This window comes from Flavobacterium sp. FlaQc-30 (assembly GCF_044005885.1).
Classification (GTDB): Bacteria; Bacteroidota; Bacteroidia; order Flavobacteriales; family Flavobacteriaceae; genus Flavobacterium.
Genome location: NZ_JBIPCO010000002.1, coordinates 566533 through 591124, shown reverse-complemented (window position 1 = coordinate 591124; position 24592 = coordinate 566533). Strand labels below are relative to the sequence as shown.

Below are 24592 nucleotides of genomic sequence, written 5' to 3'. Positions count from 1 at the left end.
AGTTAATTTTAATAAAACGCAACTGCTATAATTTTTATAATTGATTATTTTTGCCAAAAAATTATATGTAAGTTTGACATGTCAAAAAACAAGCCATAATTTTACAAAAATAGCATTTAAACCTTTGCACACAAACTTATTTAATATCGTTTTATTATCATTTTTCCTATCTGCAGGATGTGGTAAATTATATTCACAAGAGATAAAATCCAAAAAAAAGTCTTTGCCCGCTGTAAAACAAACAGATAAACCTCAAATTAAACCTATTGACACTATTAAAGTAGACAGCATTAAGCCAACGAAGACTTTTTTAGACGGGAAAGTAAAATACAAAGCAAAGGATTACGCCAAAATAGATCAGAAGAAAAAAATCATTACTCTTTATAATGAAGCTGAATTGTATTATAAAGATGTTGAACTAAAATCTGGTATAATTGTACTTAATTACGAAAAAGACGAAGTTTATGCCGGTCGAATAAAAGATTCTGCAGGTGTATTAACTCAATATCCAAACTTCAAACAAGGAGCAAGTGAGGTTCAACCCGACTCTATACGCTTTAATTTTAAAACAAAAAAAGCCTTAATTTATAACTCACGAACAGAACAAGGTGAGTTTAAAATAAAAGCAGCGGTAACTAAAAAAGAGAATGACTCTGTTTACTTTTTAAGAGGTGCCCGTTTTACAACTGCTCAAGACATTGATAATCCTGAATACTATTTTCAAACGAATAAAGTAAAGTTTATTCCTGGTAAAAAAGTTATTACGGGCTTAACCAATATGGTTATTGCAGATGTACCTACACCTTTGGCATTACCTTTCGCTTATTTCCCGATGAGTCAGGAAAAAAGCGTTTCTGGTATTATCATTCCAAGTTACAACGACTCAAATACTCGTGGATTCTCTTTACAAAACGGAGGTTACTATTTTGCTTTAAGCGACAATTACGACTTAACGGTTTTAGGAGATTACTATACAAACGGGAGTTACGCTATGCGATTTGAATCGGCCTATGCAACACGGTATAAATATCGAGGAAATGTCAATATTCGATTTGAAAACTTAATAAACAGCGAAAGAGGATATCCAGATTATTCTAAACAAAACATCTACAACATTCAATGGTCGCACTCGAAGGATACAAAATCAAATCCTAACTCAAGCTTTTCTGCTTCTGTAAATATGGGTAGCAGTAAATATTTTAAGCGATCTATCAATCAGGCCAACATAGGATCTAACTTAAATAACACTTTAAGTTCGTCTATTTCATACAATAAAACATTTAATACAATTCCAGGTTCACGTATATCGCTGTCTGCTACGCACCAGCAAAATACGCAAACCGAAGAGATTTTAATGACTTTACCTAATCTACAAGGAAGTATTGATCGTGTTTATCCTTTTGTTGGAAAAGATGGTGTAAAAAAAGGTTTTATAAAGAACATAAACTTACAGTATAATGTAACTGGAAAGAATAACTTTAAAACAACGGATTCTTTATTCTTTAAACCTCAAATGTTTAAAGATGCGCAAATTGGTATGCAGCATTCTATTCCAATCAGTACCAATTTTAAAATATTCAAATACTTTAGTGCGGGAGCTTCTACAAATTACCAAGAAACTTGGGTTACCAAAACAATTGAAAAGAATTACGATGTAGACAAAAGTGCCGTTGTAGACAAGACTGTAAATGGTTTTGACTCTTATAGAACTTACAACTTCAGTACTAATTTAGGTACTACAATTTATGGTACTTTTAATTTTGGAGCTGACAAAAGAATTCAGTCTATTCGTCACGTTATGAGACCAAGTATTACTTACTCTTATACGCCGAGTTTTGAGAGATACTACGATCATTATACTGTTGATGCAGCAGGAAAGATTTCTACAGATGAATATTCTCGTTTTGCAAACGGTATTTACGGCGCACCTGGAAAAGACAATTCTAACATTGTTGGTTTTTCTTTAAGCAACACTTTCGAAGCTAAAGTAAGAGATCGTGACAGCACAAAAACGGAACCTAAAAAGATAATGCTGTTAAACAATTTAAACTTCAGCACAAGTTATAATTTTAATGCAAATGGTAAAGAAACATTGGCTTTTCAGCCTATTCTTGTGAGCGGTGGAACGCAGCTTTTTCAAAACAAAATGAATGTCAATTTTGGAGCTGTTTTAAACCCATACGCAATTGATAATGCAGGAAACGTAATGAACATGTACAACATTGACAATGGCGGAAGTTTATTTAGAATGACCAGTGCGAATATTACAATGAATTACTCTTTTTCGAATAAGGGAGGAGATAATAAAGAAAAAAACAACCAAAGTCAGCGAAATGGTGGTCGTAATGACGATTTATTTGGTACAAATACAGACTTAAATGACAGCCGAAACAGTCAATTTGCAAACGAAAAAGACGACGACAAAGATGTAATTACGGAGTTCTTCAGTTCAAAATTACCTTGGGACATGACGCTTGCTTACTCATTGACGTACTCGAATGCTAACAGAGAGAATAAAATAACAGGAAACTCAATCATGGTCTCTATGAATATGGATATTACGCCTAAATGGAAAGGCGGGGTTTCAACCGGATTTGATTTTGTTCAAAAAGGGGTGACTTTTACTCAATTTCGTTTTGAAAGGGATTTGTTAAGCTGGAGAATGGCTTTTAACTGGACACCTATTGGACCAAATTCGAACTGGAATTTCTTTATCGGAATTAAATCTGGTATGTTGAGTGACATCAAATGGAATAAGCGAAGTACTTCAAATCGATAATCCATTTGCTTAACTGTTTTATTATGATTAGAAGATCGTAATAAGTACTATATCATATTGTTTAAAAACAAATAAGTAACTACATATGAAAAAAATAATCTTTACAGATAAGGCTCCTGCTCCTATTGGACCTTACAATCAAGCTGTGTTATCAGGAAACACACTTTATGCATCTGGACAAATTGCTATAAAACCAGCATCGGGTGAGCTTGTAACCGAAAACATTAATGACGAGACGAAACAAGTAATGGAAAATATTGCTGCTATTCTAGAAGCTGCAGATATGACTTTTGAGAATGTAGTTAAAGCGACTATTTTTATTATGGATATGAACAATTTTGGTGCTATAAACGCTGTTTACGGTTCATATTTTAACGAAAAAACCGCTCCAGCACGTGAAACGGTTCAAGTGGCATGTCTGCCAAAAAATGTAAATGTTGAGATTTCTATAATCGCAGTGCAATAGCATCTAATAATAATTGTGCCGTTGCTTCGTTTGTTGCCAGCGGCACATTATGAACATCGCAAACGCGAATTAACATATTAATATCTGCTTCATGCGGATGACTTGACAAAGGATCTTTAAAAAAGAAAACCATTTTCGTAATTCCTTCCGCTACTCTTCCTGCAATCTGCGCATCACCGCCTAAAGGTCCAGAAAGCATTCTTTGGGTTTTAAATCCCGCAGCTTCGGCTTTTCCTCCAGTAGTTCCTGTTCCAATAAGTTTTATTGACTCATGATGTAATACATCACTATTTTTAATCAAAAAGTCGATCAAATCAGCTTTCTTGCCATCGTGAGCAATGATTGCAATTTCCATAAATCCAGAACTATTGGTTAGCAACATGGTACGCAATTAATCCATCAATTGGTCTTCTTAAAACGTTCCCTAATTGAAGTTCATATTTATCAAAAGTTTCTTGTAATTCATCTTTTAGATAAAATGCAATAGAACCTACAAAATGTACAGGAACTTCTTTGCAATTATCAAACTGTTTGATGTAGTTTTTAACGAAAGATTTCATTCCTTTGAAAATAATTTTTCTACAGAATTCTGTGTCTTTGTGTTTGATTAAAAACTTTGCAAAAGTTGCCAAATAAGCATTTGGATTTGGTTCTTTGTATAGTTTGTTTTTAATAAAATCAGGATCAACGTCGTACTCTTTTTCAAGTTCTACCGCTAATTCTTTTGGCATTTTATTAAAATAGTACTTTCTAATTAATTCTTTTCCAAAAACATTTCCGCTGCAATCATCCATTAAGATATAACCTAATGACTGCACTTTTTGATGCAATACTTTTCCATCAAAATAACTGCAGTTAGAGCCTGTTCCTAAGATCGAAACAATTGCTTCTTCACCTTTTGGTGTTGTTGCATAAACAGCAGCATATGTGTCTTCTTGTACGTCAATAATTGCATTAGTGAAATAATCCTGAAAGATCAGCTTTAAAGCTTCTTTCATTCTGTCAGTTCCACAGCCAGCTCCGTAAAAGAACAAATGGGTTGCATTTTTTTTATTTTGCAAAATATCAAAACGATCGTTTAATCTTTCAATGATTTCCGGAGCGTCTAGAATTTCAGGATTTAATCCTAAGGTTTGTGTGGTGAATAATACTTTTCCATTATCATCAATTGCAATCCAATCGGCTTTAGTAGATCCACTATCAACTATTAATTTCATTTTATTTAGTTTTTGGATTAGTTTTTCTTCAATAAACTATAAGTGTATTTTTTACAATAATTAAAGACGAAACAAAATAAGAAAATCCCGTTCGACGTGTCGAACGGGATTCTGCAAAAATATATAATATTATTTTAAACCTGCAATATGTACAGATAAATCGATCAATTTGCTTGAGTATCCGTACTCATTATCATACCAAGATACTAATTTGAAGAAAGTAGAATTTAAACCAATTCCCGCACCAGCATCAACGATTGAAGTTCTTTTATCAGAAATGAAATCTTGAGATACAACTGCATCTTCAGTATATCCTAAGATACCTTTCATTTCGTTTTCAGAAGCTTTTTTCAAGACAGCTAAAATTTCTTCGTAAGTAGTTTCTTTAGCTACTTTTACAGTTAAATCTACTACAGAAACGTCAGCAGTAGGAACACGGAAAGACATTCCAGTTAATTTTCCATTTAAAGCAGGAATTACTTTTCCAACTGCTTTTGCAGCTCCAGTAGATGAAGGAATGATATTGATTGCAGCTGCACGTCCACCTCTCCAGTCTTTTCTAGAAGGTCCGTCAGCAGTCATTTGAGTTGAAGTAGTTGCGTGAACAGTCGTCATTAAACCTTCAACGATTTCGAAATTATCGTGAATAACTTTAGCTAAAGGAGCTAAACAGTTTGTAGTACAAGAAGCATTAGAAACAACTAAATCAGTAGCTTTTGCAGTTTCGTGGTTTACTCCCATTACAAACATTGGAGCATCAGCTGAAGGAGCAGAAATGATTACTTTTTTAGCACCACCTTTGATGTGCTCATTTGCAGTTTCGATAGTTGTAAAGATACCTGTACATTCTGCAACAACATCAACATCAACTTCATTCCATTTTAAGTCAGCTGGATTTCTTTCTGCAGTGATACGGATATTTCTTCCATTTACATACAATTTTCCTTCTTTAACTTCTACAGTTCCGTTGAAACGACCGTGAACTGAATCATATTTTAATAAGTAAGCTAAGTGATCTACATCTAACAAATCGTTGATTGCTACCACCTCTACATTATCTCTATTGAAAGTTTCTCTAAAAACGATTCTTCCGATACGTCCAAATCCGTTTATTCCTAATTTTACTTTTGACATTTTACTAATTTTTTGCTTTTGTTTTTATTACACTAATTTAAAGTCTAATTTCCTCACAATAAACTTCATTCCTTTTTTTAAACTTTGTCTTATATAATTATGTAGACATGATGTCTGACACTCTCAATAATTCTCTATCAATCTCAGATTTACCTTTAATTGCTTGTTCCAGCGGAGTCAACGACACTTTGTCTTCTTTAAGACCAACCATGTAATTTGATTTTCCTTCTATCAAAGATTCTACTGCTTTTACACCAAGACGACTTGCTAGTACACGATCAAAACAAGATGGTGAACCTCCACGCTGCATATGTCCTAAAACAGACACTCTAACATCGTACTCAGGTAAATTAGCTTCAACGTAGTCTTTTAATTCAAAAACGTTTTTACCAATTTTATCTCCCTCAGCAATAACCACTATACTTGATGATTTTCCTGATGCTTTACTTTTTTGAAGAGAATCTAACAATCTATCTAAACCTAAATCTTCTTCAGGAATAAGAATTTCCTCAGCACCAGCACCAATTCCGGCATTAAGAGCAATATGTCCTGCATCTCTACCCATAACCTCTACAAAAAACAAACGGTTATGTGAACTTGCAGTATCTCTAATTTTATCGATACAATCTACTACTGTATTTAATGCGGTATCATAACCTAATGTATGACTTGTACCATAAATATCATTATCAATTGTACCAGGAATTCCCATTACAGGAAAACCATATTCTGCATTGAAAATTAGACCTCCGGTAAAGCTTCCGTCTCCTCCAATAACAACTAAAGCATCAACTCCAGCTTTTACTAAATTTTCGTGTGCTTTTTTTCTACCTTCTGGTGTTCTAAAATCAACAGAACGAGCAGATTTTAAGATCGTTCCTCCTTTATTTACTATATTATTAACGCTTCGAGGGCCCATTTCTTTAAAATCGCCTTCGATCATTCCTTGATAACCTCTATAAATTCCTATGCATTCTATATTATGATAAGCACATGTTCGAACAACTGATCGTATTGCAGCATTCATTCCTGGTGAGTCTCCTCCTGAGGTAAGAACACCTACTTTTTTTATTGTTTTTGACATTATTTAAGTATTAAAGTGTAAAATTAGCAAACATTCACCACTTTTCGGGTTCTGTTTATTATAAATTAGTAAAATATGTTAAATTCAAACGTTTTCGTTAATAAGTTTTTTGGCTGGAAAAATTTCATTTAAAATAATAAAACTCTCTTTTTTTAATTAATTCTTTAAAACTAACAATAGCCAAATGAAGTGTTACAAAAAACACATAAACTCTATTAAGCTGAAAAATTATTAATTGTCTAAAATACGCATAAAAAAACCCATTATATAAATAATGGGTTGAAATAGCATTTTTTTAACAATCATCTAAAAATCGTTATCTGGAATTAATCCTTCACTGTTATTTTTAGGCTGTGGTTTTTTCTCTTCTTCTTTTTGAGATTTCTTTTTGTCTTTTTCAGCTTCTTTCTTATTTTTCTCTGATTCTTTTTTGTTGGTAAAATTAACAAAATCAGGATTTAAATTAGAATCTTGAAAATCATCAGAATTTTTAATTGCTCGTTCTAATTTATGATTTTTAAACATTTTGTTTACCAATTCGCTAAAGGTATCAAAATCTACTTCGTACGAAATACCAACTCCTTGTGTATAACCAATTCCCTGTCCGATATAATTAATATCATTCTCTTTATTAAACAAACGAAGATTCATTGACCCGTCATCATTAACACGATACAAAATTTCAATATCACCCACAATTGCAGATTCGTTAACTCCACCGACCGGCACTCCTAATTTACCGTTAATTGTAATTCTTTCGTTGATCTGAGAAGAAATATTCGCCACAAACTGACCATCTGCTTCCTGACCCAATCTTTTATCTGCAGAAATATAATTCAAATCGATATTAACCTTATCATTGTCTGATTTTATAATTCCGCCTAATAAACTCGAAGCCGTTTCTGTCAACGTTCCAGATAAATCACCTTGGCTAAATCCATCTGTACTCATAAACGAACCTGTAGACAATAAATAAAGTGCTTGTGTTTGACGAATATCTTTATCATCTAGCTTATACTGTATCTCAGATTTAAGCACGTTACTTACTGATGGAAACTGAATATCAAAATTAGGCTCTGGACTTGCTAAATCTCCTCTTAAACCAATAACTACTTCTACTGGTACTTTTTTATTGAATGAAGAGGTATTATCAAGCAATACCGCTGGATTTGCTGATGTTTTATAAACCGCTTCAAGATTTAACTGTGCTTTCATTGGGTTTCCTTCCCAAATAATAGATCCTCCTTTTTTAACAGAGAATTTTTTATCGATTAAACCGCCATATTTAAAATTATAAGTTCCTTCGTATGCCTGGAAATCTCCCCACATATTAAACTTACCAAGTGTATTAATCTTAAACAACAGCGATCCGTAACCTTTTCCTTTCATACCATGTCCGGAATTTCGATCTAGAATTACTTCAACTTCAGCATCCGGCGTAATATCAAAATCAAACTCCAACTCTAATCCGTTGTAATTTTTTGTTCTTTCAACAATACCATTTTCTAAATTGTACTTTTCTTTTGGCGTTACAAAATGAATCCAGCTGCTTTCTCCTACGCTTTGCGAATTGTTTATAGGAATTTTGACTTCGGTGCCTTTTTCAGATTTAGCGTCTACTTTAATAAATAAACCATCTACAGGGCCTTTTATACTTGCAGTTCCATTTATAAAAGCTGTTCCAAAATACGCCGCATCTTCGCTGTCTTTTGTATCCAGCGCCAATAAACGTTTAGAAGTTATGGTTAAATCTAGTTTCCAATCTCCAAAATTATGATGCTCAATTGTTCCGTTAAGCAATCCTTTTGTTCCAAATTTAGTATCTGTCAATTGATTGTTTCTGAACAAGAATTTCTCATCTGTTAAATCAATTACCGTTCGATCACTAAGTTCATAATCGGTATTTAAGTACGGAATTGTCATTCCTGCTTTTTCAACATAAAGTCTTCCGTTGATTTCAGGTTTCTTCAAATTCCCAACTACCGCTGCATTTCCCGAAACCGTACCTCGCACATTGGATAAAACATCTCCGCCAACTTTTCCTAAAGTTGCCAGGTTAAATCCTTCTAACTTTAAACTTAAATCTAAAAACGTTTCTTTATTTTCTATAGCAAAAGTACCATTTGCTCTAAATGACTCCGCAAAACCATTAACTATAGAGGAATTTATGGTAAACTTTTTAAAACTTTCGTCACCAGCAATATCAAATTTCAAAGTCCCTAAATCTATATCATTTAGATTTAGCTTATCAATCGAAATTGTTGCGGTGGGTTGATACACATCTTTATTCTGCTTGTAATTTATATTTCCGTTCAAATTACCTTTAAACACAAACTTCGAATTTAAAGGCGTAATCTTATTAATATCAACATCTTCAAAATTCAAAACCAGATCTTTATAGTCTTTACCCTTTATCACCCCATTTAAATCAATTTTCTGATCTTCATGAGACAGAACTATATTGTCAAAGGTGAAATTCTTGAAAAACTGATCAAAAACGATTTGATTGTCTTTTTCTGAATTTTCATTTAAATACCATAGATAATCTTTGAACTTCATTTCAGATTTCTTAATCCCTACAATGTTATTCTTGTTTTTATCAATGGTATGAAACAAATCCAGATTAAAGTAATCTTCGCCTTTTTCTCCTCCTTTAAACTCAGACCTTACAAACAAAGTATCTTTTGCAGTAACATTAATTAAATTAAAGTCGCGTATTTTATAATAAGGTGTTTTGATACTGTCTAATTCTACGAAAGCATTATAAAGTGCATTTTTATTATCAACACTGACTCTAATATTATCAAACGTATTTTTGGCCGCTGTAATTTGCTGCGAATTAAACTTAAATTTAAACTCATTTTGATCTGCATCTATTTTACCGCGAACAACTGTACTTGAGTCAATTTTCATTTCGGGATACAGCATTTCGACTACCTTATTATATACATGAAAATTAAAGCGTAAAAACTGCCCTTTATTTACTTTATAAGGTTTGTAATTCGTATATAAACTTCCTACGGAGTTCATAACTAGCTTATCTAACTGATCGAAACGAAATTTACCTACTATTTCTCCATTAACAACGTCTGTAGAATTAATTGTTATGGTACGCAGCTTGTTTTCATCAAAGCCAGAATTTATAGTAACTTCATCAAAAATATAAGTCGATTTTGGATTTTGATAGACAGCATCTTTGATAAAAATATTTCCCTGAAGATTCTCAATTGAATTTCCTGTAACTTCGACAACGGCATCTCCTTGAAAATGAGAAATTGAATCGTCTACAAACCTAAGTTTTCTTAAATCGGCATTTTCTACATTTATATGAAAATCATATTTACTCTCACGTTTGCTTAAATCGACCATACCGTCAAAAGTCAAACTTAAATTTGGATCGTTTACAGAAACCTGTCCTTTATAATATGGCAATTTAAAATTCCCGTTTACTACTATATTATTATAGGTGTACTTATTGTAATCTAATTTTGCAATATCACCTTTTATCTTAGTATTTAAATATTTCTCTGTAAAACCTACTCCATCAACATCTATATTTAATGTTGTTTTACCAATATCCTTTCGGTCTAATAATGCACCTACATTAAAATTATCCAGCACAATATTCCCTGAATAAGAGGCTTTGTCGATAAAATCCATATTATTCATATGCAGATCGACAACACCATTACCAAGATCTGTTGCCATTTTAAAAGCTGCTTCTAAATCTGTAGTCGAAACTTTGGCTTTACCCACAATATTGAACTTGCCTATTTTTTTAAGTTCTTTTGGCAGTTTTTTACCCAAAACTTCTGGAAGTAAAACTACTAGATTATCATAACTCGAAATTAACTTATCGAACTTTCCGTTCATAGAAAACTTTTGCGTCTTGCTTCCTAATAGGTTTCTAAAATTAATATTTCCAAAAATTTTAGAACCATTAGAATCACTAAGTCTAAGATGATTTAAATTCAGATTATTTAAAGGTCCTTTTATTTTAGTTCTAACTCTAAAATGCTGATTTTTTCCAAGTCCGTCATAAAAATAACGAATATCATTTGAAGCGATAGAAGACGAATCTAAAGCGACATCAAACTGAACTTTATCTGTAAAATCAAGAAAATCGGTGATTTTATAATTTAGAATTGCTTTTCCATAAATCCACGATCTTTTTGTTTTTATGGCTAAGTTTTCGACTTTTATTTGTTTTTTGGTATAACTGAATTTACCTGCAAAGTTTGAAACATATAAACCACGATGGTCTAAAAAAGAAAATCTGTGAATAGTAGTATTTACATCAGGACCATACAACTTAAAATCACTGATATAAGCATTCAGTTTTTTAAAGTCCAGGAATCTTGGTGTGTTTTTATTTTCATCGATAACCGAAAAATTACCATTGGTGATATAAGCATTTCGTGCTGTTAGGAGAAAATGTTTTTCAGATTTTGGTGTTTTTTTTCCAGTTTCAAACAATTTAATAAACTTATTAATATTGTTTTCATTTTCATTTTTATAGGTTTTCAAATTAAAAATCAAACCCGTTAAACGAAGATCACCAAAAATTAAATCGCCGTCAAGCAATCTTTTAATGCTTAAAATATCTGTAGTAATAAGATCTGAATAGATTAAAGTCTTTTTATGATGATCTAAAATCAGGACCTTTTTAAGTTTTACTCCGCCAAAAATATTGATTGCCGTTTTCTCTACACTAATGTTTGTTTTAAAATCAGTATTCAGAGTTTCAGTTATGTATCGTGCAATTTTTGTTTGTACAACAGGCAGCGACAATGTGATAGCAAGTACCAGCAAAAGTAAAATTAAGCCAATCAGGGTTCTGGATACTATTTTCTTAATTCGTTTGATAACTGCTTTTTATTATTGTTTTTGTATTAATTTATTTTGAACAGACAAAGGACGACTGTTTTGATAAAAATTCTTTAATTTTGGCTTCTCCTTACAATCAAAGAAAATTGAAAATTTGATTTGTCAAATATAATTCAAAATTTGTGCCTTTATATGCAAAATCCAGAGGTTTTTATTCTTGCCATCGAAAGTTCATGCGACGATACTGCGGCCGCAGTTTTACATAACGACAAAGTACTCTCAAATGTTGTAGCGAACCAGTTAATTCACAACCAATACGGCGGTGTTGTTCCTGAGTTAGCTTCGAGGGCGCATCAGCAAAATATTGTGCCTGTAATTGATGCTGCACTTCGTAAAGCAAATGTACAAAAAGAACAGCTAACTGCGATCGCTTTTACACAAGGTCCGGGCTTAATGGGATCATTATTGGTAGGAAGTTCTTTCAGTAAATCATTAGCATTAGCATTAAAAATTCCGTTAATCGCTGTAAACCACATGCATGCTCATATTTTAGCGCATTTTATAGACGAAGAAGGTTTTGACAAACCAGAATTTCCATTTCTGGCTTTAACAATCAGCGGCGGTCATACTCAAATTGTAAAAGTAAACGGCTTTTTTGATATGGAAATCATCGGAGAAACAACTGATGATGCTGTAGGAGAAGCTTTTGATAAAAGTGCCAAAATTCTTGGTCTTCCTTATCCCGGCGGGCCTTTAATTGATAAATATGCCAAAGAAGGAAATCCAAAAGCATTTGCATTTACCAAACCAAAAGTTCCTGGATTAGATTTTAGTTTCTCAGGATTAAAAACGGCAATTTTATATTTTATTCAAAAGAATAAACAGGAAAATCCCAATTTTATCGAAGAGAATCTAAATGATATTTGTGCTTCAATACAATATACTATTATTGAAATTTTGATGGATAAATTAAAACTTGCTGTCAAAGAAACAGGAATTAAACAAATTGCAATTGGCGGAGGTGTTTCGGCAAATTCAGGTATTAGAGCCAGACTTAAACAAAGTGAAGGCAAATACGGCTGGAAAACTTTTGTTCCTAAATTTGAATATACCACAGATAATGCTGCAATGATTGGAATTGTAGGTTATCAAAAATATTTATCAAAACGTTTTGAAACTTCTGCGGTGGTTTCAAAAGCGAGAATTCAATTTTAAATTATGCAGTTATTTTACAATCCTGATATAGACGAAACAACAAAAAGTTTTTCTTTTGATAAAGAAGAAAGCAAACATATTATAAAAGTTTTACGCAAGAAAGATTCAGATATTCTTCATGTTACAAACGGTTCGGGTTTATTGTTTGAAACCGAAATAACTTTAGCTTCCGATAACAAATGTATTGTTGAAGTACTTTCTATAAAAAAATCGCCAGAACCAAAATTTCGCTTGCATTTAGCCGTTGCGCCAACTAAAATGAATGATCGTTTTGAATGGTTTTTAGAAAAAGCGACCGAAATTGGAATTCAAGAAATTACGCCAATTATATGCGATCGTTCTGAACGAAAAGTCATCAACTTAGAGCGTTTTGAAAAAATCATTTTATCGGCTATGAAGCAGTCAAATGAAACTTTTCTGCCAAAACTAAATGATGCTGTTTCTTTTAAAGAATTCATTAAACAAAAAAATAAAGGTTTGCAATTCATCGCGCATTGTGAGGAAACAGACAAAAGATCTTTGAAAGGTGCTTTAAAACCAAACGAAGATGTAACTTTATTAATTGGTCCTGAAGGCGATTTTTCAGATAAGGAAATTGCGTTGGCTCTTGAAAATAATTTTCAACCGGTAACTTTAGGAAATACTCGATTACGAACTGAAACTGCTGCAGTTGTAGCTTGTCATAGTGTTGTATTTTTTAATGAAGTTTCAAACTAATTGTTATTCAAGAACTATGAAAAAAATATTTCTTTTATTTTTATTCGTTTCTATTTCTTCTTTTTCACAAGAAATTGCTTTGTTAAAATACAGCGGCGGCGGCGACTGGTATGCAAATCCAACATCGCTTCCAAACTTAATACGATTTTGCAATGCGAACATTAATACTAGAATAAAAGCAAAACCATCAACTGTTGAACCTAGTAATCCAGATTTACTTTCGTATCCATTTGTACATATGACGGGTCATGGAAATGTAGTTTTCAGCGATTCTGATGTTACTAATCTTAGAAATTACTTAACTGCTGGAGGTTTTTTACATATTGATGACAATTATGGAATGGATCAATATATTCGAAAGGAAATAAAAAAGATATTTCCAAATAACGATTTAATTGAAATTCCTGCCAATCACCCTATTTTTCAAAAACCTTATCCTTTTCCGAACGGACTTCCAAAAATTCATGAGCATGATGGAACTCGCGCACAGGCTTTTGGAATTTTCGTCGAAAATAAATTAGTTTTATTATACACTTACGAATGTGATTTAGGTGATGGATGGGAAGATGCAGAAGTACATAATGATCCCGCAAATGTTCGAGATAAAGCGCTAAAAATGGGCGCTAATATCATCAACTATATTTTTACCAATTAAAGACTAAAAAGTGCAGCTTACTCACGAAGAAAACCAATTTGAAAGAAAAACTTTTCCAATAACTTTGATTTGCGATCATATTTATTTTCAGCAAAATATTGGTTCGCTTTTTAGAATTGGTGAAGCTTTGGGAGTTGAAAACATTATTTTCTTAGGCAAGGATATTCCTTTAACTCCACGAAAAATAAATAAAACTTCACGCAGCACACATCTTCATGTACCTCATACTGTTATTGAAGAAACTTCTGATTTAATCACCTTTCTGAAAGAAAACAATTTCGAGATTATCTCACTCGAAATCACAAGCAACAGCAAACCTTTAAAAGAAGTTCAAATTCCTGAAAACCAAAAAATTGCACTTATTATTGGCAATGAAATTAATGGTATTTCTGATGAGCTTTTAAAAATTTCACATCAAATTGTGCACATAAATATGTTTGGAAAGAACAGCAGCATGAATGTTGTGCAAGCTGCAAGTATAGCTTTATACGAATTTACTTCATAAAAAAATATTTAACATTTTTGTAAGAACTAGACTATACAAGGGCTTGTAAAATTCTGACAAAAAAATTGTTATATTTTTTTGGTTAAAATATCATTTTGTTATAAAATTGCGACATAAATAACCAAATTTAATTTTTTATAACAAAAACCCCAAGTATTATGAAAAAAGTTATTATTACCGCAATCACAGCATTAGTGCTGTTTTCATGTCAAAACGACCAAACTGAATCGTCAAATTCAGACACAAGTGCCGTAACTCGTCGTGCTTGTGCCTCACAGGAAGTTTTAGACGCTCAATTAAAAGCAGATCCTATGTTGGCCATTAGGATGAATGAAATTGAAGCCTTTACCAATCAAAAATTACTTACAAATCGTTTAGTGAATGGCAAAATCGAAATTCCTGTTGTTGTGAATGTTTTGTATAAAACCGCAGCACAGAATATTTCAAATGCACAAATTCAAACGCAAATCGATGTTTTAAACAAAGATTTTAACGCACAAAATTCTGATTACGGAAATGTTCCAGCTTTATTTGCAGGAGTTAAAGCCAATATCGGAATTACATTTGTTTTAGATCAAGTGATCAGAAAATCAACTACCAAAACTTCTTGGGGTACAAATGACGCCATGAAAAAAACAGCTCAAGGCGGTATCGCACCAACTTCTCCTACGACAAAACTTAACTTATGGTCTTGCGCAATTGGAGGCGGAATTTTGGGTTATGCACAATTTCCTGGTGGAGCTTCGGCTACAGATGGAGTTGTAGTTGACTCTAGATACTTTGGTTTATCTGGAGCTGCAAATGCGCCATTTAACCTTGGTAGAACTGCAACTCACGAAGTGGGTCACTGGATGAATTTACGCCATATTTGGGGAGATGCAAGCTGTGGAAGTGATTTAGTTACGGATACACCAACACACAATACTGCAAACTATGGTGTTCCAGCATACCCGCATTACAGCACATGTACGGGAACTCCTGTAGAAATGACAATGAATTATATGGATTATGTTGACGATAATGCTATGTATATGTTTTCGGAAGGACAAAAAAGCAGAATGGCTGCTATTTTTCTTTCGGGAGGACCAAGAGCGGCTTTTGGAATCTAAATCAAACACCGTATTTACAAAACAAAGAGCGAGATGTTATCATCTCGCTTTTTTTTGTTTATCCAAAATTTTCAAAAGCTTTTTCCTATATTTATCATCTAAAATTTAAATATGGTAACGTCAAAAACTATTTCAAACGGAATTTTAAGAGCTTTAACTACAATCTTACTTGTTGGCGCGGGACTCTATTTTTTATATGAAATTCAAAGTGTTATTGTTTACTTATGTATTTCTTTAATATTATGCTTAATCGCAAATCCGTTAGTGCAGTTTTTAAAGAACAAACTAAAATTCAGTAATTCATTAGCTGCTACTACTACACTTATTCTTTTTGTATTAGCCTTAGTGGGGTTTATTTTACTATTTGTTCCATTAATTATCTCTCAAGCTAATAATTTATCGCTGCTGGACACTAACAACTTGCAGCAGCAGTTTATTGCTACAGAAAAAAGTATCGAAAGTTACTTTAACATTCAGCATGTAGATTTGAATAAAGTTTTAAAAGAATCTAAAATAACTTCTATGCTGGATTTAACTTACTTTACGGGATTTCTAAACTCTATTTTCAGTTTTATGGCTGATATGGGTATGGGATTCGTTTCAGTATTTTTCATCACTTTTTTCTTTATTAAAGATCAAGATGCTTTTAAAGTTTCGGCAAGAAAAATTCTGCCTGACACTAATGAAGATAAAATTTTAAACTCAGTTGCCAAGATAAATCATTTTTTAACCCGCTATTTTATCGGTTTACTGCTTCAATTAACAGTGGTATTTATTTTATATTTTATTGTGCTTCTTATTTTTGGCAATAAAAATGCATTTGTAATTGCTTTTTTATGTGCCATCTTAAATATTATACCTTATATAGGTCCAATTATTGGAACTATTTTGGCGGCATTATTAACGATGATCAGCTTAATTGGGCAAGATTTTCAATCGGAGATTTTACCTACTACTATTTATGTAGTCATAGGCTTTTTACTTGTTCAGGCTATTGATAATAATATCAGCCAGCCTATAATTTCATCAAAAAGTGTAAATTCGCATCCGTTAGAGATATTCTTAATTACGGTAATCAGCGGTATCACTTTTGGAATCGTAGGAATGATTATTGCAATTCCATTTTTTACGATGGTAAAAGTAATCTTAAAAGAATTTTTCCCTGACAACAAAATTGTCTCCGTATTAACTGAAAGAATTTAGCATTGAACTTTTCGATTTTAAACAAAAATATTCAACAATTTATTACTCAAAATACTGGTGTTTCTATTAGTAAACTTGCGCTTCAGAAAAATCCTTTTCCTGAGGTTGACTGGATCGCAGTTTTAAATCAAATCGAAGCCAGAACTAAAGCTAAAGACAAACTGCCAACTTGGTTCTCAACCGAAAACATTATTTATCCAACCAAGGTTTCTGTTGAACAAACCTCATCAGAAAAAACGGCTGACTATAAAGCTTCTTTAATTTCTGGTAAATCTTTAATTGATCTTACAGGCGGCTTTGGAGTTGATGATTATTACTTTTCTAAAAAGTTTAAAGTTGTTGCGCATTGCGAAATCAATGAAGATTTATCCAATATTGTAAAACATAATTTTGAACAGCTGAAAGTTGTAAACTGTGATTTCTATGCTGCTGATTCTGCAGATGTTTTAGATAAATCTGAAATAAAATGGGATTGGATTTATATTGATCCTTCTCGCCGAAATGATGCCAAAGGCAAAGTTTTTATGTTGAAAGACTGTTTGCCAAATGTTCCGGAATCATTAGACTTTTACTTTGAAAAATCGAATTCAATTTTAATCAAAACGGCTCCTTTACTAGATATTTCTGCGGGTTTATCTGAATTAAAATTTGTAAAAAACATTCATATAATTGCTCTTGAAAACGAGGTTAAGGAATTACTTTTTGAAATTCACAATCAGTATAAAGGCAGCATCACATTAAAAACAGCTAATATTTTAAAGGATAAAATCGAAACTTTTGAATTTGTTTTGGATGACGAAATGGATTTTATACCATATGAATTGCCTAAAAAGTATATTTACGAACCCAATTCGGCAATAATGAAATCTGGTGGATTTGATGAAGTAAGCTCGATTTTTAAAATTGGTAAACTGCACAAACATTCGCATTTATATACTTCTGACGAATTAATTGATTTTCCCGGGCGTGCTTTCGAAATAGAAAAAGTGATTCCGTACAATAAAAATGACATGAAAACGGAGCTTGCAAATGAGCAGGCCAATATTACCACCAGAAATTTTCCTGAAACGGTAGAGAACATTCGAAAAAAATGGAAAATAAAAAATGGAGGTAATAAATATTGTTTTTTTACAACTGATAAAAATGACAACAAAATAGTTTTAATTTGCACAAAAATAATTTAAAATGAAACACTTAATTACACTAACCTTTTTTTTATTAACCTTTACAGCATTTGCACAAAAACCATGTGAATACAGTACTAATGTTACCGATTCTATTGGGACTTATAAAATAACTAATGAATATTTAGTAAGCGAGAAAAACTTTGGAGGTACTTCCAGCTACATCTTCTTTTCGCTGGCACAAACGGATGGTCTTCCAACTTTGAACGTGCAGTTGATTCAAAAAAGTAAAGATTTTATGAAAGCCAACTGTTTTGATAAAAACTCAAAAATATTTTTGCAGTTAGAAAATGGTAAAATTGTTACTTTACTACATATCAATCAAGAAAACTGCGGTACTTTACTTCGCGATGATAAAGGTTTTGACAACCGTGTAAATACAGGAATTTTTATGTTTATGAAGGATAATTTTGAGGAATTGAAAAAATCCCCTGTTTCGATCATGAGAATTAAGTACTTGACTGATATAGATGATTATATTGTAAGAGGCGAGTTGATTTCTGAAATGAACGGCAAGACCTATCAACCCAATACTTACTTTATGCAAAACATAAGATGTGTTGAATAATTAATTATTCACACGTCCATTTTTGATTAGAAACAGGGTCTTTGAGCCCTGTTTTTAAATTATAGTGCCACCATTCTGAATCGAATGGATTGAACCCATTTTGAATCATTATTTTTTTTAGAAATTTTCTATTCGATTTTACTTTTCTAGGAAGTGTTGGAAAGCTGTGACTTGCCTCAAAACCAAAGTAATCAAAAGAAGTTCCCATTTCCAGTTCTTTTCCGTTAGAATCGACTAATGTAATATCTACAGCTCCTCCTCTATTATGTATAGATCCTTTTTTAGGATCTGCAACATATTCTGGTTTTGGAACAATCTCCCACATTTTTTTCTGAATTGATAAAGGTCTGTAACAGTCGAAAAGCTTAATTCTATAGCCTTTCTCAATAAAATCTTTATTGGCGGCGATTAAAGCCTTAACTGTTTTATAGCGCAGTAAACATTCTGCACAATCGTATACTTTTGCTTTCAAAAAATTGTCTTCGGTCGCATATTTCATATCGTACACAAAATCTTTGCTATAGTCTTTTAAATTTACAAAAGTTGTATCTGCAACTTCTTTAGGACTTGCATATGTTTCGTTTTGAGCATTTGCATTTATAATTGAAAAAAAAGCGATTACAAAAAGAGTTTTGGTTAATTGTACCATGAATTTTAAATTTTGAAAAAATGAAATTACTCAAAAAAATGCCAATCTCCTATTTAATCGGTTTTCTTCCTAAAATATTTTAAAGATAAACACTTCGGATGTAATTACTTTGTCTGTTCGCTTAACATGAGTGATGAAAAAAATAAACACATAGAAACATAGATTTTTCTTGCACAACAAAGAATGTAAAAGAGAAATATATTCCTTGAACATAGCCAACTCTCTGTGTTTAAAATAAGTGAAACGCTTTATTAGAGTATTAAATTTATTTAACAGCCTCCAGCTTTAGCTAAACATCATTAAATTAAGATTTTTGAAGACAAAAATTAATCTCGAAAAGGCACTAAAACGCAAAGTTTAAACACAATATTGTCATTTCGACGAAGGAGAAATCTCCGCGAGAGGCTCTACAAAGATTGGGCTTTCGTTGCGGAGTTACGTACGAAGATTCCTCCTTCGTCGGAATGACAAACAGTGTGAATATTGATATTTGCTTGCTACAGTATTATAGATTTTTCCTTAACTTAATGATATTACCCAACTAATTAAAAATGAATATTTTTCTCATATAAATAAGTTTTTAAACAGCAAAAAAAATGCGCAAAAGTCTTAGACTTTTACGCATTTTATTAGAAAATAGTATCGAAGAAATTTTTAATTTATTCCTCCTCCTAAAGCTTTGTACAACAATACTTGTGAGCTTACATTTTTAAATTGTATGTCTACAAAATCAAGTTCTGCTTGCAGCATGTCTTTTTGTGCGTTTATTATTTCCAGATAATTGGCATAACCGCTCAAATACAAATCATTTGACACATTTACTGCAATTTCGAGATGTTCAACTTGTTTTGATTTGTATTTTAAAACATCTTCAAACGCTTTTGTACGATACAATAACGCACTCAATTCATTGTAAGCAGTTGTGATTGAATTTTGATATTCTAAAAAGCTGATCTGCTGTCTGCGATTGGCAGTAAAAAACTCATGTTTAATTTGTCCCTTATTAAATATTGGCGCAGTAATTCCGCCCAATAACTGCCAAGCAAATGATCCGCTGTCAAAGAATGTTGCAAAAGAGAATGAATTAAGACCAACATAACCTCCTAAGTTTACTGTTGGAAAAAAAGCCGCTCTCGCCGATTTGGCATCCGCTTTTGTAGCCAGTAATTCGAAATAAGCTTGTGACACATCTGGTCGGTTATGTATGATAGAATCAACACTCATTTTTTGATTCAGCACTTCAAGATGTCCTGATAGAAAATCTTTACTTCTGGTTACTTTACCTCCGTATTCACCTAAAAGAGTCAGCAAAGCTTTTTCTGTTTGATCTATACTAAGGTTTAATTCTTCGGCTTCAGCCAAAATACTATTGTTTTGAGCATTAAATTGCTGCACTGCTAATTCTGTTGCTTTACCAACTGCTCGTTGTGCCGAAACAATATCAAGGGCACGCTGCTGCGTTTTTAAGTTTCGCTCATAAATTACTTTTTGCTTGTCGAGCGCAATAAGCTTAAAATAAAGCTCAGCAACATCGCTCAATAATCTTGTCTGCAACAATCTTACTCCTTCTTGCGATGCAAGAAATCTTTGTTGGGCAGCTTTTTTCCTATTGCTCAGTTTTCCCCATATATCAGCTTCCCAAGATACTTTTCCTCCTAAAAATAAATTAGGCGTTACATCGGTATTAATTCTTTGTTTTTCTGATATGTTCTGCGAGAAATTAGTATCAAAGTTCCCTACACCATCCATAGTATATTTACCGTAATGTGTTCCTGAAACATCTGCACCAATATCAAATGATGGCAGTAAAGCCAATTTTGCCACTTTTAGATGTGAATTTGCAATGAGAATTCTTTGCTGCATTGCTAAATAATCAGGATTTTGAGCTACCGCTATGTCTAACAATTTTTCCAGCTCTGGATCTTTAAAATACGATTCTGTTTTTAACGGTGTAAAGGTCTGCTGGCTGTCTGTTGTTTTTGGATTTGAGGCAAAATTTTCAGGCAGTGTTTTTACCTTCTGCTGCTCTGCCTCTTTCGGGGCAGAACAGGCAGAAAGTAACATTAAAAACACAACTACAAGTACATATTTTGATTTATTCGTAATGAGATATATTGACTCTGTATGTTTAAGAAATTTTCTAAAATTATTTTTCATTGTTTTCATTTATTTATTCCAAGCTTTTTCAATTTTTGCAAACAGGATGTAAAGCCCCGGAATTATTACCAGTCCAAAAACAGTTCCTATTAACATTCCTCCTGCAGCTGCAGTACCAATAGATCGGTTTCCAATTGCACCAGCTCCTGAGGCAATACACAATGGTATAAGTCCAGAAATAAAAGCAAATGAGGTCATCAAAATAGGTCTGAAACGTAATCTTGCGCCTTCAATTGCAGCTTCGGTAATTCCTTGCCCCAGCTTGTTCTGGGCAATCGCAAACTCTACAATCAAAATGGCATTCTTGGCGAGGAGTCCTATAAGCATGACTAAGGCGACCTGAGCATAAATGTTATTGTCTAAGCCTACTGCGAGTAATGCAAGATAGGAACCAAAAACTCCTACAGGTAAACTTAAAAGCACTGGAAACGGAAGCAGTAAACTCTCGTATTGTGCAGCAAGTAATAAGTAAACGAAAAGAATACACAAGGCAAAAATGTAAATGGTTTGGTTTCCTGATAGAATTTCTTCACGTGTCATTCCTGACCATTCGAGCTCGAATCTGCTTGGCAGTTTTTCGGCAGCGATTTTTTCTACGGCTGCAATGGCTTCTCCAGAACTGTATCCATCGGCTGGTTCACCATTGATCATGGCTGACATATACATATTATAACGGGTTAAAACCTCTGGGCCGTAAACTCGTTCTAGTTTTATAAATGTTGAAAATGGCACCATTTCCCCTGCATCATTTTTAAGATACATGTCTAGAATACTTTCTGGATTTTTTCTAAACTGCGGACTTGCCTGTACCATTACTTTATACATTTGAGAAAAACGAATAAAGTTTGTGGCATAAAACGATCCCAGCATGGTTTGCAAGGTAGACATAGCATTGTCTACAGAGATTCCTTTTTTGGCCGCAAGATCATAATCAATATGTATTAAATACTGCGGGAATGTAGCATCAAAACTTGTAAATGAATTTTGTATTTCTGGCGAAGCATTCAATTCTTTAATAAAGTTTTTAGTAACTGCATCGGTATTATTAATCGTTCCACCTGATTTGTCCAGTAAACGTAATTCAAAACCGCTGGTGTTACCAAAACCGGGAACTGTAGGCGGTGCAAAAACTTCAATTTGTGCATCTGCGATACCTTTTGTTTTCTGCGTAAGCATGGTAATAAATTCATTTACAGAAATGTTTCGATCTTTCCAGTCTTTCAGATTTATCATTCCCATACCGTATGAAGCTCCTGCAATTTCAGTAACGATGCTGTAACCGGCAAGAGTTGTTACGTTGTCAACTCCATCAATTTGTTTGGCGATGCGAGTTACTTCATCAAGTACTTTTTCGGTACGTTCTACCGTAGCTCCTTGTGGTGTAGTTACGTTTACATACACCATTCCCTGATCTTCAGAAGGTATAAATCCTGAAGGTAAGAACTTCGAAGTTCCCCAAGTAAGGAAACAGAACAAAACTAAAAGTCCAATAGTCATCGAACTTCTATCTGCAAATTTTGACAATACTCTGATGTATTTCGAAGTAATGTTGTCGAACCACGCATTAAAACGAACAAAGAAACGATCTAATAATGATGTTTTCTTTTTATCTGGATCGTGTGGTTTAAGCATTATAGCACACAAAGCTGGTGTTAATGTAAGGGCGTTAATTCCTGAAATTACAATACTAATTGCCATAGTAAGCGAAAACTGTCTGTAGAAAACTCCAACAGGACCGCTCAAGAATGCAACTGGTATAAACACGGCTGCCATAACAATTGTAATCGCAATAACGGCTCCTGTTATTTCTTTCATTGCACTAATTGTTGCGGGCAGAGGCGCCATATGTTCTTCAGAAATTTTAACATGGACGGCTTCTACAACTACAATAGCATTATCGACAACGATTCCTATGGAAAGTACTAGGGCAAAAAGGGTAAGCAGGTTTATAGAGAATCCCATCATCGACATAAAGGCAAATGAACCAATTAAGGCTACTGGCACTGCCAATACTGGTATTAACGTAGAACGCCAGTCTTGCAGGAATATAAAAACAACAAAAGCTACTAGAATAAAGGCTTCTATTAATGTTTTTAAAACTTCATCGATTGAAGCATCAAGAAAACGTGATACATCATAAGCAATATTATAATCCATTCCAGGAGGGAAAGACGATATTTTCAGCTCTGCCATTTTTTCTTTTACGCTGGCAATTACTTCAGAGGCATTAGAACCTGGTCTTTGTTTCAACATGATGGAAGCCGAAGGTTTTCCGTCAGTTTTAGAAACCATTCCGTAACTCATTGCTCCAAATTCGATATTAGAAATATCTTTTAAACGTAAGATTGTTCCATCAGAATTGGCACGAAGCGGTACTTCTTCATACTGTTTTGGTTCAAAGAATTTTCCTCCGTATTTAATTACATATTGAAGCTGATTGTCAAGCTGTCCAGATCCTTCTCCAACTTTACCGGGAGCTGCAGAAATATTTTGTTTTTGCAGTGAAGTTATCACTTCGTTTGCCGAAATATTATAAGAAAGCATTTTTTGCGGATCCAGCCATACACGCATCGAGTATTCTTTCTGTCCCATAATCTCCGCACGACCTACTCCATCAATACGTTTTAACTCTTGAAGAATATTAATATCCGTAAAGTTGAAGATAAATTGTTCGTCCTGAGTTTTGTCTGTACTTGTAATATTTAAGTACATCAACATACTATTTACCTCCTTTTCGGTGGTAACTCCGGCTCGTATTACTTCTTCTGGAAGTTCGTCAAGAATAGTTGTTACCCTGTTCTGAACGTTTACAGCAGCAAGATCAGGATCTGTTCCTACTTCAAAGAAAACCTGAATTAGGGTTAAACCATCATTTGAGGTAACGGTCGACATATAAGTCATTCCCGGCACACCATTTATAGCACGTTCTAAAGGTAGTGCCACGGCATTGGCCGATACTTCGGCATTGGCACCTGTATATTTTGCCGTTACGGTTACCGACGGCGGTACAATATCTGGAAACTGCGTTATGGGTAATTGAAACAAAGCCAATAACCCCAAAAGTACTATCATCACGGATATGATAAGTGACAATATTTTTCTTTTGATAAACAACTCTATCAT

General features: G+C 33.2%; 18 protein-coding genes. 10 read left to right on the top strand and 8 right to left on the bottom strand.

Features of this window, described 5'->3' with window-relative positions; translation table 11 throughout:
• Positions 1-40: 40 nt before the first annotated feature.
• Both ACHRV0_RS07760 and ACHRV0_RS07755 read left to right on the top strand, forming a co-directional pair.
• Complete coding sequence (locus ACHRV0_RS07760; protein ID WP_129024642.1) at positions 41-2779, top strand: putative LPS assembly protein LptD; 2739 nt, start codon at positions 41-43, stop codon at positions 2777-2779.
• 85 nt (positions 2780-2864) lie between these two features.
• Positions 2865-3245 carry a Rid family detoxifying hydrolase gene (locus ACHRV0_RS07755; protein WP_395440426.1) on the top strand — a complete coding sequence of 127 codons (381 nt, stop codon included), beginning with the start codon at positions 2865-2867 and terminating at the stop codon, positions 3243-3245.
• Here the strand turns inward: ACHRV0_RS07755 and ACHRV0_RS07750 are convergent.
• The 5 genes from ACHRV0_RS07750 to ACHRV0_RS07730 form a co-directional block, all read right to left on the bottom strand.
• Positions 3226-3600, bottom strand: a complete 375-nt coding sequence (locus ACHRV0_RS07750) for a methylglyoxal synthase (RefSeq protein WP_089052850.1) — start codon at positions 3598-3600, stop codon at positions 3226-3228. The two genes, ACHRV0_RS07755 and ACHRV0_RS07750, sit on opposite strands and share 20 nt — an antisense overlap.
• A 10-nt stretch (positions 3601-3610) precedes the next feature.
• Positions 3611-4462 carry an N-acetylglucosamine kinase gene (locus ACHRV0_RS07745; RefSeq protein ID WP_089052800.1) on the bottom strand — a complete coding sequence of 284 codons (852 nt, stop codon included), beginning with the start codon at positions 4460-4462 and terminating at the stop codon, positions 3611-3613.
• A gap of 129 nt (positions 4463-4591) precedes the next feature.
• Positions 4592-5596, bottom strand: a complete 1005-nt coding sequence (gene gap / locus ACHRV0_RS07740; protein WP_089052799.1) for a type I glyceraldehyde-3-phosphate dehydrogenase — start codon at positions 5594-5596, stop codon at positions 4592-4594.
• A gap of 97 nt (positions 5597-5693) precedes the next feature.
• Positions 5694-6680 carry a 6-phosphofructokinase gene (gene pfkA, locus ACHRV0_RS07735; protein WP_089052798.1) on the bottom strand — a complete coding sequence of 329 codons (987 nt, stop codon included), beginning with the start codon at positions 6678-6680 and terminating at the stop codon, positions 5694-5696.
• Between the two features lie 306 nt (positions 6681-6986).
• Positions 6987-11492 carry a translocation/assembly module TamB domain-containing protein gene (locus tag ACHRV0_RS07730; protein WP_395440425.1) on the bottom strand — a complete coding sequence of 1502 codons (4506 nt, stop codon included), beginning with the start codon at positions 11490-11492 and terminating at the stop codon, positions 6987-6989.
• A 207-nt stretch (positions 11493-11699) separates the two neighbouring features.
• On the opposite strand from ACHRV0_RS07730, the gene tsaD reads away from it, so the two are divergent.
• The 8 genes from tsaD (at position 11700) to ACHRV0_RS07690 (ending at position 18663) form a co-directional block, all read left to right on the top strand.
• Entirely contained in the window at positions 11700-12722 is a 1023-nt protein-coding gene (gene tsaD / locus ACHRV0_RS07725; protein ID WP_395440424.1) for a tRNA (adenosine(37)-N6)-threonylcarbamoyltransferase complex transferase subunit TsaD, read from the top strand.
• A 3-nt stretch (positions 12723-12725) separates the two neighbouring features.
• Positions 12726-13439 (top strand): 16S rRNA (uracil(1498)-N(3))-methyltransferase, encoded by a 714-nt coding sequence (locus ACHRV0_RS07720; protein ID WP_395440423.1) that lies wholly within the window; start codon positions 12726-12728, stop codon positions 13437-13439.
• A gap of 16 nt (positions 13440-13455) precedes the next feature.
• Positions 13456-14094: a DUF4159 domain-containing protein gene (locus tag ACHRV0_RS07715; RefSeq protein ID WP_395440422.1), complete on the top strand. Its 639-nt coding sequence runs from the start codon at positions 13456-13458 to the stop codon at positions 14092-14094.
• A gap of 10 nt (positions 14095-14104) precedes the next feature.
• Positions 14105-14599, top strand: coding sequence for a TrmH family RNA methyltransferase (locus ACHRV0_RS07710; protein WP_395440421.1), 495 nt, complete (start codon positions 14105-14107; stop codon positions 14597-14599).
• Positions 14600-14757: 158 nt separating this feature from the next.
• Positions 14758-15708, top strand: a complete 951-nt coding sequence (locus ACHRV0_RS07705) for a zinc metalloprotease (RefSeq protein WP_129024647.1) — start codon at positions 14758-14760, stop codon at positions 15706-15708.
• A gap of 111 nt (positions 15709-15819) precedes the next feature.
• Entirely contained in the window at positions 15820-16911 is a 1092-nt protein-coding gene (locus ACHRV0_RS07700; RefSeq protein WP_129024648.1) for an AI-2E family transporter, read from the top strand.
• A 2-nt stretch (positions 16912-16913) separates the two neighbouring features.
• Entirely contained in the window at positions 16914-18095 is a 1182-nt protein-coding gene (locus tag ACHRV0_RS07695) for a class I SAM-dependent methyltransferase (RefSeq protein WP_395440420.1), read from the top strand.
• A gap of 1 nt (position 18096) precedes the next feature.
• Positions 18097-18663, top strand: a complete 567-nt coding sequence (locus ACHRV0_RS07690) for a hypothetical protein (RefSeq protein ID WP_129024650.1) — start codon at positions 18097-18099, stop codon at positions 18661-18663.
• A gap of 4 nt (positions 18664-18667) precedes the next feature.
• Here ACHRV0_RS07690 and ACHRV0_RS07685 read toward each other — a convergent pair whose 3' ends face one another.
• The 3 genes from ACHRV0_RS07685 to ACHRV0_RS07675 form a co-directional block, all read right to left on the bottom strand.
• Positions 18668-19312, bottom strand: a complete 645-nt coding sequence (locus ACHRV0_RS07685; RefSeq protein ID WP_129024651.1) for a M15 family metallopeptidase — start codon at positions 19310-19312, stop codon at positions 18668-18670.
• Positions 19313-19966: 654 nt separating this feature from the next.
• Positions 19967-21469, bottom strand: a complete 1503-nt coding sequence (locus ACHRV0_RS07680; protein ID WP_244284334.1) for a TolC family protein — start codon at positions 21467-21469, stop codon at positions 19967-19969.
• A gap of 9 nt (positions 21470-21478) precedes the next feature.
• The gene (locus tag ACHRV0_RS07675) at positions 21479-24592 is read right to left on the bottom strand and encodes an efflux RND transporter permease subunit (protein ID WP_129024653.1); all 3114 of its coding nucleotides are present in this window, start codon (positions 24590-24592) and stop codon (positions 21479-21481) included.